The following is a 16179-nucleotide window of genomic DNA, read 5'->3' as shown; positions in this document are numbered from 1 at the left end:
GAATGTCCATCGAACTCACGCACGACGAGGAATTCGTTATCCTCACCATCCGCCGTCCGCAGGCGCTCAATGCACTGAGTTTCGCGCTGATCGGCGAGATCGGAGAACGCATACGGGAAGCCGGCCGATCCAAGGCCCGCGCGCTGATCGTGACCGGCGAAGGCGAGAAGGCCTTCTGCGCCGGCGCGGACATCAGGGAGCTGCAAAACCGCGGATTGGCAGCGCAGCGCGAAGGTGCCGAACTCGGCCAGAGGGTGTTCGCCCTGCTCGATCGCCTGCCCATTCCATCGATCGCCCTGGTCAACGGCTTCGCCTTCGGCGGCGGCTGCGAACTGGCGCTGGCGTGCACGCTGCGCATTGCACTGCCCAACGCGAAGTTCGGCCTGCCGGAAGTCAAGCTGGGGCTGGTCCCGGGCTACGGAGGCACGCAGCGCCTGCCGCGCCTCGTGGGGCAGGGCCGCGCGCTGGAAATGGTGATGACTGGCCGCACCGTCAACGCCGAGGAGGCGCAATCGATTGGTCTCGTCAACCGCATTGTGCAGCCGCCTGGCATCGAGGCCGCCAAGGCTTATTCGCGGGAATTCAGCGGCCACGGACTGCGCGCGCTGCAGTTCGCACGGGAAGCCGTGCAGCGCGCGATGGACGTGCCGCTGCATGAGGGGCTGCGCGTCGAAGCGGACCTCTCGACCCTGGCCTATCGCACCAGCGACGCCGCGGAGGGTATGCAGGCTTTTGTTGAAAAGCGTAAAGCGGAGTTTCGTGATGAGTGAACGTGAGTGCATCGTGGTCACTGGTGCCAGCCGCGGCATCGGCGCGGCCATCGCGCGGGCGCTGGCCGCGCAAGGCCGTCATGTGGCCTGCCTGTCGCGCTCGGGCGCACTGCCTGCAGCGAGCAATGCGCCAGCCGAGATGTCCGGGCGCTGGATCTCCGCGCGCGCAGACGTCACCAACCCGGCGGCGGTCGCCGACGCGTTGCGCACGCTCGCCGACGAGGGATGGCGCATCAAGGGTCTCGTGAACAACGCGGGCATGCATATCGAGGCGCCTTCGGCCGAGATGTCCCTGCAGCAATGGCATCAGGTCATGAGCACCAACGCGACCTCGGTCATCACCGCGTGCCAGGCTGTCTACCCTCATCTGGTCGCCGCAGGCGGGGGAATGATCGTCAACATCGGCTCGTTCTTCGACAAACTGGGCGTGAAGCGCAATCTCGCCTACTGCGCGAGCAAGGCTGCGGTAGGCGCGATCACCCGTGTGCTCGCGGTCGAATGGGCGAGCAAGGGCATCCGGGTGATGGACGTCGCGCCGGGCTACATCGTCACCGACCTCAATGTCGATGCGATGGCCGCGGGAGGACCGCTGCGCGCGTATCTCGACAGGCGCATCCCGGGTCGCGAGCCGGGTACGGCCGCCGATGTCGGTGCGCTGGTGGCGTCGCTCTTCACCCCGGCCGGCGGCTTCCTTACCGGTGAGACCATCTACATCGACGGTGGGCAGGGCATCGCCCATTGATCTCCGACTGAATCCATGAACCTTCTCGACAGACTCGACAGCCACATCACCCTCGACGACGAGGAGCGAATGCTTCTTGAGAGCGTGCAGACGCTGTGCCGCGAGCAGATCGCACCAAGCGCGGAGCATCACGACCGCAGCGGCGAATTCCCGTGGCCGAACGTAAAGACCATCAACGAACTGGGGCTGAACGCCATGTTCATCCCGGAGGCGTATGGCGGCGCCCGGATGAGCTACACGGCCTACCTTGCGTGCGTGCGTGAGATCAGCAAGGCCTGCGCGGCCACCGGCATCATATGGGCCACCAACTACCACGGCATCAAGCCGCTCATCGACTGGGGCACGGAGGAGCAGAAGCAGCGCCTGCTGCCGCGGATCGCGCAAGGCGGCCTCTGCGCGCTCGCGATCACGGAGGCCGGCGCAGGCTCGGACGCCACCGGCATGCGCACCACCTTCCGCGCAGAAGGTGACGAGATCGTCATCAACGGCGGCAAGACCTTCATCACCAACGGCGACGTGGCCGACCTGTACCTGCTCTTCGGGAAGTGGGAGGGCATCGCAGGCGCGAAGGAAAGCATCTCGGTTCTCATTCTCGAGAAGGGCACGCCTGGGATCTCGGTGGTGCGACTCGAAGACAAGATGGGCACGCGGGCGTCCAGCACAGCCACTCTGGCCTTCGACAACTGCCGCGTGCCGCACGCCAATCTGATCGGCAAACCCGGCGATGGCTTGCCGATCCTCTTCGCCTCGCTGAACAAGTCGCGCCCCAGTGTGGCCGCGCATGCGCTGGGTATTGCACGTGGCGCGTTCGAGGATTCGGTCGCCTACATCAATGAACGCAAGCAGTCCGGCAGGAGGATCCTCGAGTTTCAGGGCATCCAGTTCATGCTGGCTGACCTCGCCTCGGAGCTGGCACTGGTGGAGAGCTGGCTGTGGCAAGTGGGCAGTTTGGTGGATGCTGGCGCAAAGGACTTCGGCATCGAGGCATCGCTTCTGAAGGTGCGCGCCAGTGACCTGGCGATGCGAGTGACCACCGATGCCGTGCAACTGCATGGCGGATACGGCTACTGCAAGGACTTCCGCGTCGAGCGGCTGATGCGCGACGCAAAGATTACCCAGATCTGGGAAGGGACCAACCAGGTCCATCGGCAACTGATTGGCCGTAGCTTCCTGCAGCGCTGAGGCCATCACGAAGGAGAAAGGGACAGATAGACATGAGTGACATCAAGACCATCGGCATCGCCGGTGCCGGCACCATGGGTGCGGGCATCGCCATCGTCTGCGCGCGGGCGGGTTTTCGCACACGCGTGTTCGACCTGAAGCAGGACGCGCTGGATCGCGCACGCACGCAGACGGAGGGCTTTCTGCGCAAGAGTGTGGAGCGCGGCAAGCTCAACGCCGAGAAGCTGCCCGAAATCATGAGTCAGTGGTCCGGCACGACCCGACTGGAAGATCTCGCGGACTGCGACCTGGTGATCGAGGCCGTCTTCGAAAGCCTGCCTGTCAAGCACGAACTGTTCGGCAGGCTCAACACGATCTGCCCGCCGCACACCATTTTCGCGAGCAACACCTCCACCATCAGCATTACAGAGATCGCAGGAGGCTCGGGCCGGCCCGACCGCTTCGTGGGCATGCACTTTTGCCTGCCGGCGCAGCTGATGAAGCTGGTGGAGATGTCGCCCGGCCTCACCACGAGCGAAGATACCTTTGCCAGGGCCTGGGCCGTATGCGAGGAACTGGGTCAGAAGCCAGTGAAGACGCAGGACACGCCCGGTTTCGTGCTGAACTATTTCCTTATTCCCTTCAACAACGACGCGATCCGCCTGGTGGAGCAGGGTGTGGCCGAGCCAGCCGACATCGATCTGGCCATCAAGACTGCCATGGGCTACGCGATGGGGCCGATGGAACTGCTGGACCTGATTGGCATGGATACGCAAAAGCTTCTATGCGAGGCGATGCATGGCATCACGCAAGAGCCGCGTGCAGCCTGCCCGCCGCTGGTCAAGCGAATGATCGCCGTCGGCTGGCTGGGCAAGAAGAGCGGTCGCGGCTTTCACCGGTATGCGGACAACAAGATGTATGGAGCCTGATGCCATGACAGTGAGCTATCGAATTGATTTTGCGGGTGACAGCCGTTCATTCCCGACGATGCATGCCTTCAGCGAGCAGGCGGACCCCGAGGGGGTGTCGCGCGTGTTCGCCGGGCAAGAAGCAGGGGCCGCCTTCGCCGCGGCAGGAGAACTGAGCGCTTGCCCGTTCGTCGCAATCGAGTTGGGCAACGAGTGCCTGGGCGTGCACACGGGCGAACGGGGCGGTGAGGAAGGCTCCAACGTCGTGGGCTTCGCACGCTTTCGGTTGGGCCGCGCCGATCCGAGCGCGCTGGTAGAGTTGGTTCGGCAACCAAACACGAGCGAGTCCGCAATCGCTGCAGCCAAGGCCGCGTTCGTGGCCGCTGGACTGAAGGTAGCGGTGTGCGCCGACTTTCCGGGGCGCATCGTCAACCGGCTGATCCGCCCTTATCTCAATGCGGCTCTGCGTCGCCTGGACGATAAGCTCGCCAGTGCACAGGACATGGACAAGACCCTGTGCCTTGGTCTCGGCTACCCGGAAGGCCCGATCTCGCTGTTGGAGCGCACGGGACTGGCGGATCACTACGACGTGAGTCAGGCGCTGTACCTCGCGCTGGGCCAGGAGCCCTATGCGCCAGCGCGACGTGCCCAAGTGGCCAAGGTGCGTGAGTCCGATGCCGCCACCCCAACTTGAATGGATGCTCCCCTCCTTGAGAATCCACGCGAGCCGGGACGATTTGGTGCCATCAAGGAGCCAGGCCGGGAAGCTCGGCGCAACGCACGCATCAAGGCAAACGACGTCCGCTCGACATACGAGAACCGCCCTGTGACACACTCGCAATCCTGTGCATCAGTTCGATGCCAGCCAGAAGGATCCGCGCGCAGCGGAAACCTTTGAACCCCAGCTTGGGGCGCGTTCGTCGCTTGATCGCTTCGAGCGCGCCAAGACTGGCGCCACTTTTGTCGATGGTCACCGTCTCGGGCGCGCCAATTCTGCCGATCGATTTCTCAAAGTAACGCCGGGTTGCAGTCTTGTCCCGATGGGCGGGTAGCAGAAAGCCGATGGTTTTGCCGTCCTTGTCGACGGCCCGGTAAAGATACCGCCATTCTCCCTTGACGCGAGCGTATGTATCGTCCAAGCGCCAGTTCTTACCAACCGGCTGCTTGTGGGGCGAAACACCGTCGGTCAGCGAATCTCACCGGGCGACCAACGAATCAGACCGACGGTTCTACCGGGCGAATGACGTTAGCCGAAACGGCAATGCCAGGGGCAGAGAATTCGACCATTTCGGCGCCGAGGTATTCGACAATGTCGAGGTCGGCGATTCCGTTCACCACATGGAAGGTGGTGGGAAGCTGTTCAAACGTTGCGCGATTCCACTTCACTTGCCCGGCTTCGCCCTTCCACCGGCGGAAATTTGCGTCAGTGAATTTGATCGGCGATGTATCTCCCGCTGCCTGCGGAAGCGGCTGGGAGGTGGTGACATATGCAATGTCGCAGCCGCCTGTGCCAAAGCTGCCGCTGCGCGGCATGTACTTATAGAACAAGGAGGCGCCACCGGGCCCCGGCAGTCGCTTGTCGCCCTGGACAGGCTTCAGGCCAAACAGCTCCAGCTCGAAGAACTTGAAATCGAACCATGACGCCTCCCCTCCAGCAGAGCCATTGTCGTGGTCAACATGCAGATTGGGGATGTCCGCGAAGAGCTTGGGAAAACCGAGTTCTTCTCGTCCCGTCATGATCGCGTCCGGACGACCTTCCCAAAGCACGGGGCAGAAGGAGCCCTCGATGGTTTCCGTCTTGCCCGTGTAGATCGTGGGGATCTCGACCATGACGATGCCGTATCCCCGTCCTGCCAGCCAGTAAAGGTTGTCGAAGAAGCCGAGCGAAACATGTACCTCGGGTGCACCGCGGAGTGCAAAGCCCGGGGGAAGAATGCGCTCAAGCTTGGATCGGTCGGTGAGGTAGCTCACCGTCATCCATTGGGCGTTCATGGTGCCTGTTTCCTCAGCGTCCCATGGCGTACCGCTGGGCTTTTGTCGCGGGCCGGGAGCCGGGCCGAAGACGACGGGCATGCGATAACGCACGCCGGGTGTGAACTGGATCGTCATGATCTGTTTCCTTTTGCTCGATTGAACGGGTTAGAAGGGATAGTGGCGGGGCGCGGTTTGAATAGTCACCCAGCGCAGATCTGTGAATTCATGCACCCCAGCACGGCCACCAAAGCGTCCGAAGCCGCTGCCCTTTACGCCGCCGAAGGGCATTTGCGCCTCGTCGTGGACCGTCGGCCCGTTTACATGGCAAATACCGGACTCGATTCTCTTTGCGACCTCGTATGCACGACCAACGTCGCCGCCGAATACGGCGGCCGACAATCCATATTCGTTGTCGTTCGCACAGGCAACGGCTTCCTCAACTCCGTTGACCCGCACAATGGGCTTGACCGGTCCGAACGACTCTTCGTGATAGATCTTCATCGCCGGAGTTACGTGGTCGAGCAACGTCGGGGGGAAAAGAGTGTCGGTCGACTTTCCGCCACAAAGCAGCCGGGCGCCTTTTTCGAGGGCGTCGTCAATCAGGGCGTTGCAGCGCTCTACGGCACTCACGTCAATGACGGAACCAAGCACTACTGGGCGTTCTCCCCGCGGGTCGCCAACTGGCAACGCTTGCACACGTGAAACCAGACGCGAGACGAAATCGTCTGCGATCGTGGAATCCACGATAATGCGCTCCGTCGACATGCAAATCTGGCCTGAATTGGCGAAGGCGCCGAAGGTTGCACCGTTCACAGCCGCGTCGAGATCGGCATCATCGAGAACGATGAGCGGCGCCTTTCCGCCCAGTTCGAGCACCACGGGTTTGAGATGCGCCGCGCAAACTGACGCAATGATGCGGCCGACTCGAGTGGAGCCCGTGAAGTTGACACGTCGCACCGCCGGATGCGCGATCATGGCTTCAACAACGGCAGCTGCGTCAGCAGGTGCATTAATGACGAAGTTCACCACACCAGCCGGAAAACCTGCTTCCTCGAACGCATCCACCATCAGTCGATGTGTACGAGGACAGAGCTCGGACCCTTTGAACACGACCGTGTTGCCGCAGGCGAGGGGAACGGCGATCGCGCGCATTCCAAGAATCAGCGGGGCGTTCCATGGCGCTATGCCCAGCACGACGCCGGCGGGTTGGCGTACTGCGAGCGCAAGGTTACCCGGAACGTCTGACGGGATCGCCTCACCACTGATCTGGGTCGTGAGTGCGGCGGCCTCCTGGAGGACAGCGACTGCGAGCTTAACGTTGAATCCGCCCCAGAGATTGCTGGAGCCGGTCTCCGAAGCCATCGCTTCTGTGAGCATGGGGGCCTTGCCTTCCAGGGCAGTCGCTGCCTTGAGGAGAAGTGCCCGGCGGGCGCTGGGGCCCAGTCGTGACCATTCCGGGAATGCCGAGGCCGCCGCGTCCACGGCAGCGGTCGCATCGGAAACAGTCGCGGCTGCGACGCGTGACACGATCTGTTCCGAGAGGGGGTTTCGGCGTTCAAAGGTGGCGCCAGACGATGATGACACACTTTTTCCACCGATCAGCAGATTAACATCAGACATCGCAGTCTCCTTAGGAATGCATAGTGATGGTTTTACCGGTTGGTCTCTTGCGAAATTCACCGCGGTCAAGATGCGATCCGGAATGAGGATCACATCTTGACCCGAGTCAGGTTACGTTCGCTTCGTTTAGCCGAATTTCGTCAAGGACGGCGCTGCTTCCAGCGAGGTCGACGGAATACTCCGAAACGCCATATTGTTCATGTTGAACTCGCACCGCATACGTGCCGCTCCCCGGTTCAAGGTTATCGAAGCGGAAATCCCCAAACGCGTCACTACGCGTTGTTGCGACCAGTGTGCCTGCCTTGAGTAGCTCTACTTCTGCATCGGTAACGCATTCCTCGCGCCCGTCTACCGAAGTCGATAGACTGCCGCCGATAAATCCGCGATCGAACCGGTCCAGATGGCGGTAGTACACGCGAGGGCGGGTAGCCAGATCTGGCTTCAGCACACGCAGATTCTCACGTCGCGCACGCTCCGCCATCTCGGCGTCGCTGGCGCGAACGGCCTCGATCGCGCGAGTCGGACACACTGCTGCGCAGCGTGGTTCGACTTGACCTTGATCGAGTAGATGCGCGTCAAAGAACCAGGTCTGCGGAAGTTGCTGCTCCTCGTTCCACACGATTGCGCCGTAGGGACAGCTGGCGACAATGTCGCGACGTCCTCTGGCCTTGACCGTGTCGAAAATGACGATCCCGTCATCGCGCTTCCTTACCGAGCCGTCCGCGCCTGCTTTCAGGCACGGAGCATCGTCGCAATGGTTGCACATCCGGGGCAGGTAGGTTGCGTCGACCATGTGCCCGCTCCCACGTACGTTCCGGTCAATCTGGATGATGGCCTGACCGTGAGCAGGGTGCGGTGCGGTGTATCCCGGGAAGTCATTTCCGACGAACTCGTCTTTCGCGGCGAGAACGCAGTTACTGCAGTTTTCGCACTCGGAGACGTCGATAATCAGGTTCCATTTGCTCATTTCAAGCGGCCTCCGTTGCCGGATTCCTCACGACCCATTTCTCGACCTGGACCATGCAGGAGTTGGGAGCCATGCTATGGGTTCCCTTCATGGCAGTGCGCGAAGACGTCAGCACATTCATGCTTCCACCGATGTCGACAATCTCTCCGTCGATTTCGATGGGTTGATACTCCGCACTTGACTCGAATGATTTCACCACCCCACGAGTCACCATGTTCGAAGCGTCAACCGCGCAGATCACCGCACCCCGCTCGTTGAACACCTTGACCAGATCGTGGTGCTTGATGCCTCTCTCGGCAGCATCATCGACGTTCATGCGCAAAAGCCAGTAGGGATGGTTGTTGACGCGGACACGATGATCCTCAATGTCGTCCAGAAAGCCGTCCTTCCCATCGACATTGGTATGAAAGCTGTAGCGCGAATGCGTCGCGATCATCTGCAATGGGAAGCGCTTCGCGTGCTCGCTGCGCGGGCCTTCCCATGCCGCGATGTAGCGGTTCAGAACGGGGCGCTCGGGGTTGTCCGGATCCGCTCGCCTGAGCGTTTCCGGCATGAACTCGAGCTTCCCGCTGGGGGTTTGCAAACCTTTGCCGAATTCCGCGGCCCACTGCGACGGTAGAGGCATAGCCTCGGCGATGTCCTTCATTCGACCCTCCGCGAACCATCGCCACTGTACGGGCTGACGCATGGCCTCCGCTTCGGCGGGAACGACGTAGTAGCCCTTTTTGCAGAATTCCGCCCAGCTGACATGCTTTGCGACGTCGGATGAATCAAACACGCGCTTGCACCAGTCGAGCTCGCTGCAACCCTCTGTGAACATCGCGCCCAGTCCCAAGCGGCTGAGAATGTCAGTAAATATCTGATAGTCGGACTTCGATTCGCCAAGCGGTTCGATGCACTTGTGCTGTAACGCGATTACTCGATGGTTCACGTTGTTGAACCCATGAGGCAGGTAGCCACCGCCAGCGCACCATTCGCCGATGTCAAAGCGCTCGAATTGCGTGCAGGCAGGGAGAATGACATCGGCAAACTGCGCCTCGCCCTCCATCCAGATGGATTGATTGACAACGAACTCGATGCTATCGTGCCGGTAGGCTTGCGCCATCCGGCTTGATTCGGTCAAGGTGCTGAACCATGATCCGCCATATTTGTAGATCATGTGGATGCGCGAATAGCCGGGCATCGGGTATTCGAACGGCGTGAACTGGATCTCGGTAGCAATCCCGTCCCAAAGGTAGCCAGTCGCGCGTCCTTCAATAATGGCGGCGGGAAACCTCTGTTTCGGCACCAGCTGGCGAACCGGATTGACCGTGATGACGTGCGGCATCTTCTGGTAGTTGTTCACTGCATTGCCGTTCCACTGCAGTTCGCCCGAAATGCCGCCGTCCGCGTAGCCAGGGAAGTAGAACTCGTGATCGACAGGTGTACCCGAGTCGAGATTCCCCATGTTGATCCCGGGCTTTCCAAGCCCGCGCATGGCCATCAACATGACCATGCAGCGGGCCCACTGCGCGCCCGTTGCGCCGCGCCCGGCACCGCCAAATCCTCCGCCGTTGGCGCCGGCGGCAAGATAGAATTTTTTTTGTGCCATCAGGCGAGCGAGGGCGCGGACATCCTTTGCTGCGATGCCCGTTTCTTCCTCTTGCCATTCGGGTGTCCTCGCGACTCCATCGGTCTTTCCGACCAGATAGTCACGCCAGTCATCGAAGCCAGTCGTACGAGTTGCGACGTATTCCTTGTCGTAGAGATCTTCTTCGATCCACACGTTCATGATGGCTTGCGCGAGCGCTGCGTCCGTGCCCGGCTTGATTGGAATCCATCTGCCCCCCAACCATTGCGCCGTCGGGTTGAAGTGCGGGTCGATATGCACGAACTGGATGCCGAAATCGCGGGCCCACTGCCTGCGTTGCGTGCCTTCGTGAGCGCTGTAAGCACCACGGGTACTTTCCGGATCGCTGGACCAGAACACCATCAACTCGGCTTCCTGGAGGCAGTCCTCGACGGTTCCGTAGTTGCCCGCAATGCCGACGCGCTGGCTCTGCCCCCAATGATGCATGGCACCCCAGTACCAGCCCTCCCAGCTGTCGGGGTTCGCGGCAACGCGGGTAAAACCGATCAGGTTGCCAAAGCGCAGCAGCGAGCTGAGATAGTAGCCCACATTGCCCCACTGATGATGGGAACCGTGGGTGATTGTCATTGAGCCAGGGCCGTGCTCGCGGCGCTGCCGCTGGATTTCGCTCGAGACGATGTCGAGTGCTTCGTCCCAACTGATACGCACGTATCCACTGACTCCACGATTTTGCGGATTGCGTGCGCCATTTGGGTCAAAGTCGATGCGTTTCATCGGACAAAGGATGCGCTTTTCCGAGTACACGGCGGACTTCATGGCCAAAGCGTGCGAGGCGACCGTGGCCGCGCGGCGGGGAGTCAACCTGCGACCGCGCGCCACGATCGTCCAGCCTTGCGCGTCCGTGGCATCGAAGTCGATCGGCGTGAGGCGCACCATCTTCCCGTCCTTCACGTGGACGAACAACGGCCCCCCATTGGTCAGCATGGTGTAGCGCGTGCAACCGTCGGGCATTGGAGAGCCCATCGTGAGACCTGATGTCTGTGACAGGTTCAGCAGTTGCATGAACCAGACACACAAATGGTCCGGGCCCATGACCATGACCTTGAAGTTCTTTGCCGCATGAACCACAGCGCCCATGTCGGGGTTGGGCTTCATCATGGTGAGGGCGGTGTCCACGTCTTTGAACACCATGCGCACCGTAGGTTTCGGATGCAGGCCAGCTACGGACTTCACCTTGCCGCGGCTAATCAGGTAGTGGCGTCCGATGCTGCCATCCTTGAGCTGGATCTGCGCGACAATCTCGTGGCGGCTGAGAAAAGCACGGAAGGCAGGTCTGCGCGCCGCCTTGCTCAACATCGGCCCAAGCGCGAAAAGGATGGTGCGAAGAACGACGCGCTTCATGGTCTTATGCCTGGTCCGGTTCCGGGGCGACGGTGTTTTCTATGCGACCCAATCCGTCGATCTCGACGCGTACGACATCACCAGGCTGGAGAAACTTGCCGAGTGCAATGCCCACGTTCGCGCACGTGCCGGTGGCAATCAGGTCGCCCGGATTCAGCGTCATCACCTGCGACAGCTCGTGAATCTGCTGCCAGATGTTGTAGATCATGCCGCCCGTGCTTGTGCTCTGGCGGAGTTCACCATTGACCCACAGCTGCATCTGCAGCGTGTGCGGGTCGGCGATTTCGTCGTCGGTGGTGATCCATGGGCCGATCGGGCCGTGGCTGTCGAACGACTTGCCCAGCGTGAAGGTGGGGCTCTTGAACTGCCAGTCACGTGCGGTGACGTCGTTGGCAACGAAATAGCCGCCAACGACGCTGCGCGCGTCCTCGACTGTCACGTAACGGCAGCGCTTGCCGATCACCACGCCGAGCTCGGCCTCGTAGTCCATCTTGTCGGAGACGCGCGGTTTGTAGATCGGGTCGAACGGGCCAGTCAGTGAAGTGACCTGCTTGTTGAACCAGAGCTGGTTTTGGGGCACGGGTACACCCGCGCGTGCCGCTTCTTCCGCATGATCGTGATAGTTCATGCCGATCGCAAGGTACTTCCCAGCCTCGGGAATTGGGCACTCGAGTCGTACCGCTTCGACCGGGATACCTGGCTCGGCGTCCTCGAGGGCATTCGAAATGATCTCGCGCAACGGTGCGCCGGCCGCGAGCACCTCGCGAATCGTGGCGGGCGCCGAAGGTACCAGCTGGTGGAGATCGATGACCTGTTGATCGACGACCACGCCGATGGCGGTTTGACCATCGTGGGTATACCGGGCGAGCTTCATGAAATTTTCCTTGGCTGACGTTGAATGATGGAGATGGCCAGACGTTGAGCGATCGCGGGGGGGTGGAACCGAAAGGCGACCGCTATTGCCGGTGATGTCTCAAGTGACGCGTGGCGACGCTTACCTCTCGCGTGTTCGTGTCGCCGCGATACTGGCACCGGTCCTCGCCACGACGCCGACCGTCCAAGGTGACGCGCATCAATGCTTCCTCCGCCATGTTCGTAATGAGACGTGTGATGAAGTGTAGCGGCCTTTTTATCGATAAACAACATCACAATCGATAATTGTGGAAGCTTTGGTCACGGCTGATGGCATGCGTCGTTAGGGAAATGTAAAGCCGCAGATCAGGCGAGCTCGGCGAGGGAGAGAGGGATGCCAGTCACCGGGGGCGAAAGGCAGCACTCCATTACAATTGATTCAACACTTGTTTATCGATACTTTTGCCATTAATCTAAAAAAGGCTTCGCCGTGCAACGGCGATCGTGAAACAGGAGACATTGCGATGGTAGGGATCAGGGATATCGCGTTCGTCCGATATCAAGCGACGGACTTGAACAAGATGGAGAGCTTCCTGCGGGACTTCGGACTGCATCGCAGTGCGCGAAGCGACCGGGCGCTGTATATGCGGGCTACTGGGCCGGCGCACCATGCTCACATTACGGAACTCGGTGATTCGGACAGCCCGCTTGGTTTTGGATTTTTTGTCGACAGTGAAGCAAATCTTCGCCAGCTGGCTGAGCGGGTCGGCGCGGCCGTGGAAGACAATCCGGAGCCAGGTGGCGGCAAGCGTGTTCGCACAACGGATCCCGCCGGATTTATTGTGGACCTGATTCATGGCCAGCAAGCGCTGGAGGCTCTGCCCCATCGAACGCCGTTGTCCGTCAATACGGCAACACAACGGGCGCGCGTAGGTGCGACTGTTCGGCTGAGGCCGGCGCCTTCCGAGGTTATGCGCCTTGGTCACGTCGCGATACTTGTCCCAGACTTCCGAGCCAGCCTTGCGTTCTACCACGACGTGCTCGGCATGCGGCCCTCGGATCTCTACTACGCAGGCTCGGAGTCCAATGAAATTGCCGCATTCATGCACTGTGGACTCGGGCAGACGTGGACCGATCATCACACGGTGGCAATTGTGACTGCTCAGGACGGGCGGGCAAGGTTCGACCATAGCGCATTTGAAGTGCTGGATCTTGATGATGTCGTGCTTGGCGGAGAATTCCTCAAGTCTCGTGACCACAAGCACTCGTGGGGTGTAGGCCGACACGTCCAGGGCAGCCAGATCTTTGACTACTGGCGTGATCCGTTTGGCAACAAGATTGAACATTGGACCGACGGCGATCTTGTGAACGACGATACGCCTGTCGGACGGGCGCAGCTTTCCGGCAACGAACTTCAGCAGTGGGCTCCGCCGCTGAATCCCGAGTTTTTCGAATAGGTCTTTCGAAAGCCGCATTGCCACATTCCGCTTTCACCAAATCCCAACCGGCCGGTAATGCCGAGGCCGACCGTCGAGTCTGGGCTTGCGGCCGCCGAAGCGGGGGCATCAATAATCCACGTGCACGTGCGTGACGCGGAAACGGGCAAGTACTCAGGTGTACTGGAACGGGTTCGCAGTCTCGTGGAGACCCTCGGCCCGTCGCTTGCCTCGCCGGCTGAGGCTCGCAGGAGCCTCGGCGTGGCGTAAATGACCGCAAGATTCCTTAGAAGCACTAACACAATGAGCCGTGGCTCATGCATCTCGGTCGAATGCTCAACGATCAGAGCGAGCGCTATCGGAACCTTGCTGAGCGCAATACGCGTCCAGAATCCCGTAATGCCCACGCTGAACACGAACAGCTGCTCGAAGCGGCAATGGCACGTGATGTAGCCCATTTTGCCGAATTTTTTCAATGCAAGTTCTCCCTGACCCGCTCCAGGCCGACGGGCGTTATTGTCCGGAGAGTCCGCTCTAGCTGGGTATGGCGAGGTTAAGTTGCGTAAAAATTGACGCGAAAGACTTTCCCGGGCGACACGTGCTGCGCGATACTCGCTTCATGATGAATCTCGACCAAACCTCGAAGACACCCGTGCTGCTGGTCGACGACGACGCCGAACTGACGGTCATGCTAGTGCAATATCTCGCCCATGAAGGCTTTGCCGTCGAGGTCGTGCACGATGGCGAGGCTGGCGTGGCCCTTGCGCTGTCCGGACACTTTTCCATCGTGGTGCTCGACGTGATGTTGCCGCGCCTGTCGGGCATCGAGGCACTCCGCCGGATTCGCTCGACGAGTCGCGTACCCGTGCTGATGCTGACGGCTCGCGGTGACGACGTCGACCGCATCTCCGGCCTGAATCTCGGCGCCGACGATTACGTTCCCAAGCCCTGTACACCCGGCGAACTCGTCGCGCGGCTGCGCGCCATCCTGTGCCGCGCGTCCGCCACGAGTGCAGTGGGCGCAAGCGGACCGATCCGTGCCGGACGGCTCGCGCTGTGTCCTTCCAGCCGCCGCGTAACCTGGCAAGGCGAGGCGCTCGAGTTGACCGGAACAGAATTCAGCCTCCTCGAAATCCTGGCCCGTCACGCGGGGCGGCTGGTCAGCAAGCAGGATATTTCGGTGCAAGCGTTCGACCGGCCGCTGGCGCGCTTCGACAGGCGCATCGATGTGCACATCAGCAGCATCCGCCAGAAGCTGGGCCAACGCTCCGACGGGCTACCGTGGATCGTAAGCGTTCGCGGCCTGGGCTACCAGCTGCTGACGGACTGAACCAACCACATGCCGCTCGGACGCCTGTTCTGGAGAGGTTTCGTCCTGCTATGGATCGCCATGGTGGCGGCATTCGCGTGCGCCGGCTTCTATGTACGTGCGACAGGACATAACCCGTCCCCGCCGGGCGTGATGCCGTGGGTTCTGCTCATCCCAAGCCTGTCGGGGGCCGCAGTAGCATTGCCAGTGGCTCTCGCACTGGCCTGGCAACTGTCGAAACCGCTGCGCCACTTCACTCTGGCACTGCGCGACGCAGCGAGCGCGCGCTTCGAAGTTCGTCTATCACCCGCCCTCGGCGGCCGCCGCGATGAATTCGCCTTTCTGGCAAGAGAGTTCGACGACATGGCCGCGCGTCTCCAGCAGGCCGTGATGCAGCAGCGCCAGCTTTTTTACGACGTGTCGCATGAGTTGCACTCACCGTTGGCGCGCATCCAGGCGGCGATCGGACTCATGCAGCAAGATCCGCAGTCGGCAGCGGCGATGGCCGAGCGCATCACGCATGAAACGGAGCGGCTGGACCAGTTCATCGAGGAGCTGCTGACGCTGCACAAACTGGAGGCTGGCGCCATGAACGCGGCGCGTGAACATGTGGATGTCATCGAATTGCTCGCGGACATCGTGCAGGACGCCACGTTCGAGGCACAAGTGCGCGGCTGCGCTGTGACCTTGGACGCGCAGGGCAGCTTTGTGACGGAGGTCGCGGCAGAACCGCTATACCGCGCGTTCGAGAACATCGTGCGCAACGCCATCAAGTACACGCCCCCCCATACGACAGTCGAAGTCCGCGCGCGCACGCTGGAGCCGCTGCACGCGCCTGATGATCGGGCAGGGTGGCTCGAAATCAGCGTGCGCGACAGTGGGCCGGGCGTACCCGCGGAATTGTGCGAAGAGATCTTTGAACCGTTCCGCCGCCTCGAGTCGGAACAGCGCGGGGACGCGAGTCCGCCAGTGTCTGGTACCGGGCTGGGTTTGGCAATCGCACGATGCGCACTGGCGCTGCACGGCGGCGAAACCCGGGCCATGCCGCGAGAGGGCGGTGGTCTCGTCGTGATCGCCTGCTTGCCGGGTCCAACCGCAGCTGGCAGGCTCGGGGCACGATGACACTCGCAGCACGTACGTTTCATCAGCCGCTCGGCCGTGCAGATGTGCAGCGTGCTACCGTGCACGAGGCCAAGTCTCATTGGTTGACGCGCGTCACGCCACGGGAAATCACGACACCAAGCGCTGAACGAACCAATCACGAGTGAATGTCCCGTGACGGGTTCGCCACGAGTGGCCGTGCATTGCGAAGCCGTGCAAAAAATCACGACACGTCTCCGTGACGGTTGCAGCAATCGAAACGGACGCAGCCTGAGCCGCGCCCGACCTCTCGCGCGATGAAATGTTGTAGCTGACATGGGAATCTCTGGGCAATGGAGCATGCGATGCGGGAACGCGATCCGGTTGGA

At 61.2% G+C, this 16179-nt stretch carries 14 protein-coding genes and 1 pseudogene; 9 read left to right on the top strand and 6 right to left on the bottom strand.

What is annotated here, in order from left to right:
• Positions 1-2 precede the first annotated feature (2 nt).
• Genes ACV229_RS26965 through ACV229_RS26945 form a run of 5 tightly spaced genes read left to right on the top strand, consistent with a single transcriptional unit; the run spans position 3 to position 4275 of the window.
• Positions 3-770 carry an enoyl-CoA hydratase/isomerase family protein gene (locus ACV229_RS26965; RefSeq protein ID WP_448086155.1) on the top strand — a complete coding sequence of 256 codons (768 nt, stop codon included), beginning with the start codon at positions 3-5 and terminating at the stop codon, positions 768-770.
• Positions 763-1512 carry an SDR family NAD(P)-dependent oxidoreductase gene (locus ACV229_RS26960; protein ID WP_448086154.1) on the top strand — a complete coding sequence of 250 codons (750 nt, stop codon included), beginning with the start codon at positions 763-765 and terminating at the stop codon, positions 1510-1512. Before ACV229_RS26965 ends, ACV229_RS26960 begins: the two co-directional genes overlap by 8 nt.
• A gap of 15 nt (positions 1513-1527) precedes the next feature.
• Entirely contained in the window at positions 1528-2694 is a 1167-nt protein-coding gene (locus ACV229_RS26955; protein ID WP_448086153.1) for an acyl-CoA dehydrogenase family protein, read from the top strand.
• 32 nt (positions 2695-2726) lie between these two features.
• Positions 2727-3602, top strand: coding sequence for a 3-hydroxyacyl-CoA dehydrogenase family protein (locus ACV229_RS26950; RefSeq protein WP_448086152.1), 876 nt, complete (start codon positions 2727-2729; stop codon positions 3600-3602).
• A gap of 4 nt (positions 3603-3606) precedes the next feature.
• Positions 3607-4275, top strand: a complete 669-nt coding sequence (locus ACV229_RS26945) for a 3-hydroxyacyl-CoA dehydrogenase family protein (RefSeq protein ID WP_448086151.1) — start codon at positions 3607-3609, stop codon at positions 4273-4275.
• 91 nt (positions 4276-4366) lie between these two features.
• Here ACV229_RS26945 and ACV229_RS26940 read toward each other — a convergent pair.
• From ACV229_RS26940 to ACV229_RS26915, 6 genes and pseudogenes are all read right to left on the bottom strand, one after another.
• Positions 4367-4750: pseudogene (locus ACV229_RS26940) on the bottom strand (DDE-type integrase/transposase/recombinase); the annotation flags it as partial.
• A 46-nt stretch (positions 4751-4796) separates the two neighbouring features.
• Positions 4797-5690, bottom strand: coding sequence for an acetoacetate decarboxylase family protein (locus ACV229_RS26935; RefSeq protein ID WP_448086150.1), 894 nt, complete (start codon positions 5688-5690; stop codon positions 4797-4799).
• A 30-nt stretch (positions 5691-5720) separates the two neighbouring features.
• A complete protein-coding gene (locus ACV229_RS26930; protein ID WP_448086149.1) occupies positions 5721-7175 on the bottom strand; it encodes an aldehyde dehydrogenase in 1455 nt (484 codons plus the stop codon).
• Between the two features lie 106 nt (positions 7176-7281).
• Complete coding sequence (locus tag ACV229_RS26925; protein WP_448086148.1) at positions 7282-8142, bottom strand: 4Fe-4S dicluster domain-containing protein; 861 nt, start codon at positions 8140-8142, stop codon at positions 7282-7284.
• 1 nt (position 8143) lies between these two features.
• Complete coding sequence (locus tag ACV229_RS26920) at positions 8144-11113, bottom strand: molybdopterin-dependent oxidoreductase (protein ID WP_448086147.1); 2970 nt, start codon at positions 11111-11113, stop codon at positions 8144-8146.
• A 4-nt stretch (positions 11114-11117) separates the two neighbouring features.
• Positions 11118-11987 (bottom strand): fumarylacetoacetate hydrolase family protein, encoded by an 870-nt coding sequence (locus ACV229_RS26915; RefSeq protein ID WP_448086146.1) that lies wholly within the window; start codon positions 11985-11987, stop codon positions 11118-11120.
• Between the two features lie 424 nt (positions 11988-12411).
• Between ACV229_RS26915 and ACV229_RS26910 the strand changes: the two genes are divergently transcribed.
• From ACV229_RS26910 to ACV229_RS26895, 4 genes are all read left to right on the top strand, one after another.
• Positions 12412-13422, top strand: a complete 1011-nt coding sequence (locus ACV229_RS26910) for a VOC family protein (protein WP_448086145.1) — start codon at positions 12412-12414, stop codon at positions 13420-13422.
• 24 nt (positions 13423-13446) lie between these two features.
• Positions 13447-13671, top strand: a complete 225-nt coding sequence (locus tag ACV229_RS26905; RefSeq protein WP_448086201.1) for a 3-keto-5-aminohexanoate cleavage protein — start codon at positions 13447-13449, stop codon at positions 13669-13671.
• 349 nt (positions 13672-14020) lie between these two features.
• Positions 14021-14731, top strand: a complete 711-nt coding sequence (locus ACV229_RS26900; protein ID WP_448086144.1) for a response regulator — start codon at positions 14021-14023, stop codon at positions 14729-14731.
• Between the two features lie 9 nt (positions 14732-14740).
• Positions 14741-15832, top strand: a complete 1092-nt coding sequence (locus ACV229_RS26895; protein ID WP_448086143.1) for a HAMP domain-containing sensor histidine kinase — start codon at positions 14741-14743, stop codon at positions 15830-15832.
• Positions 15833-16179 lie beyond the last annotated feature (347 nt).

It is taken from the genome of Burkholderia sp. MR1-5-21, from assembly GCF_053427715.1.
Note: the sequence above shows the minus strand (reverse complement) of the source record. Positions and strands in the feature narration are given on the sequence as shown.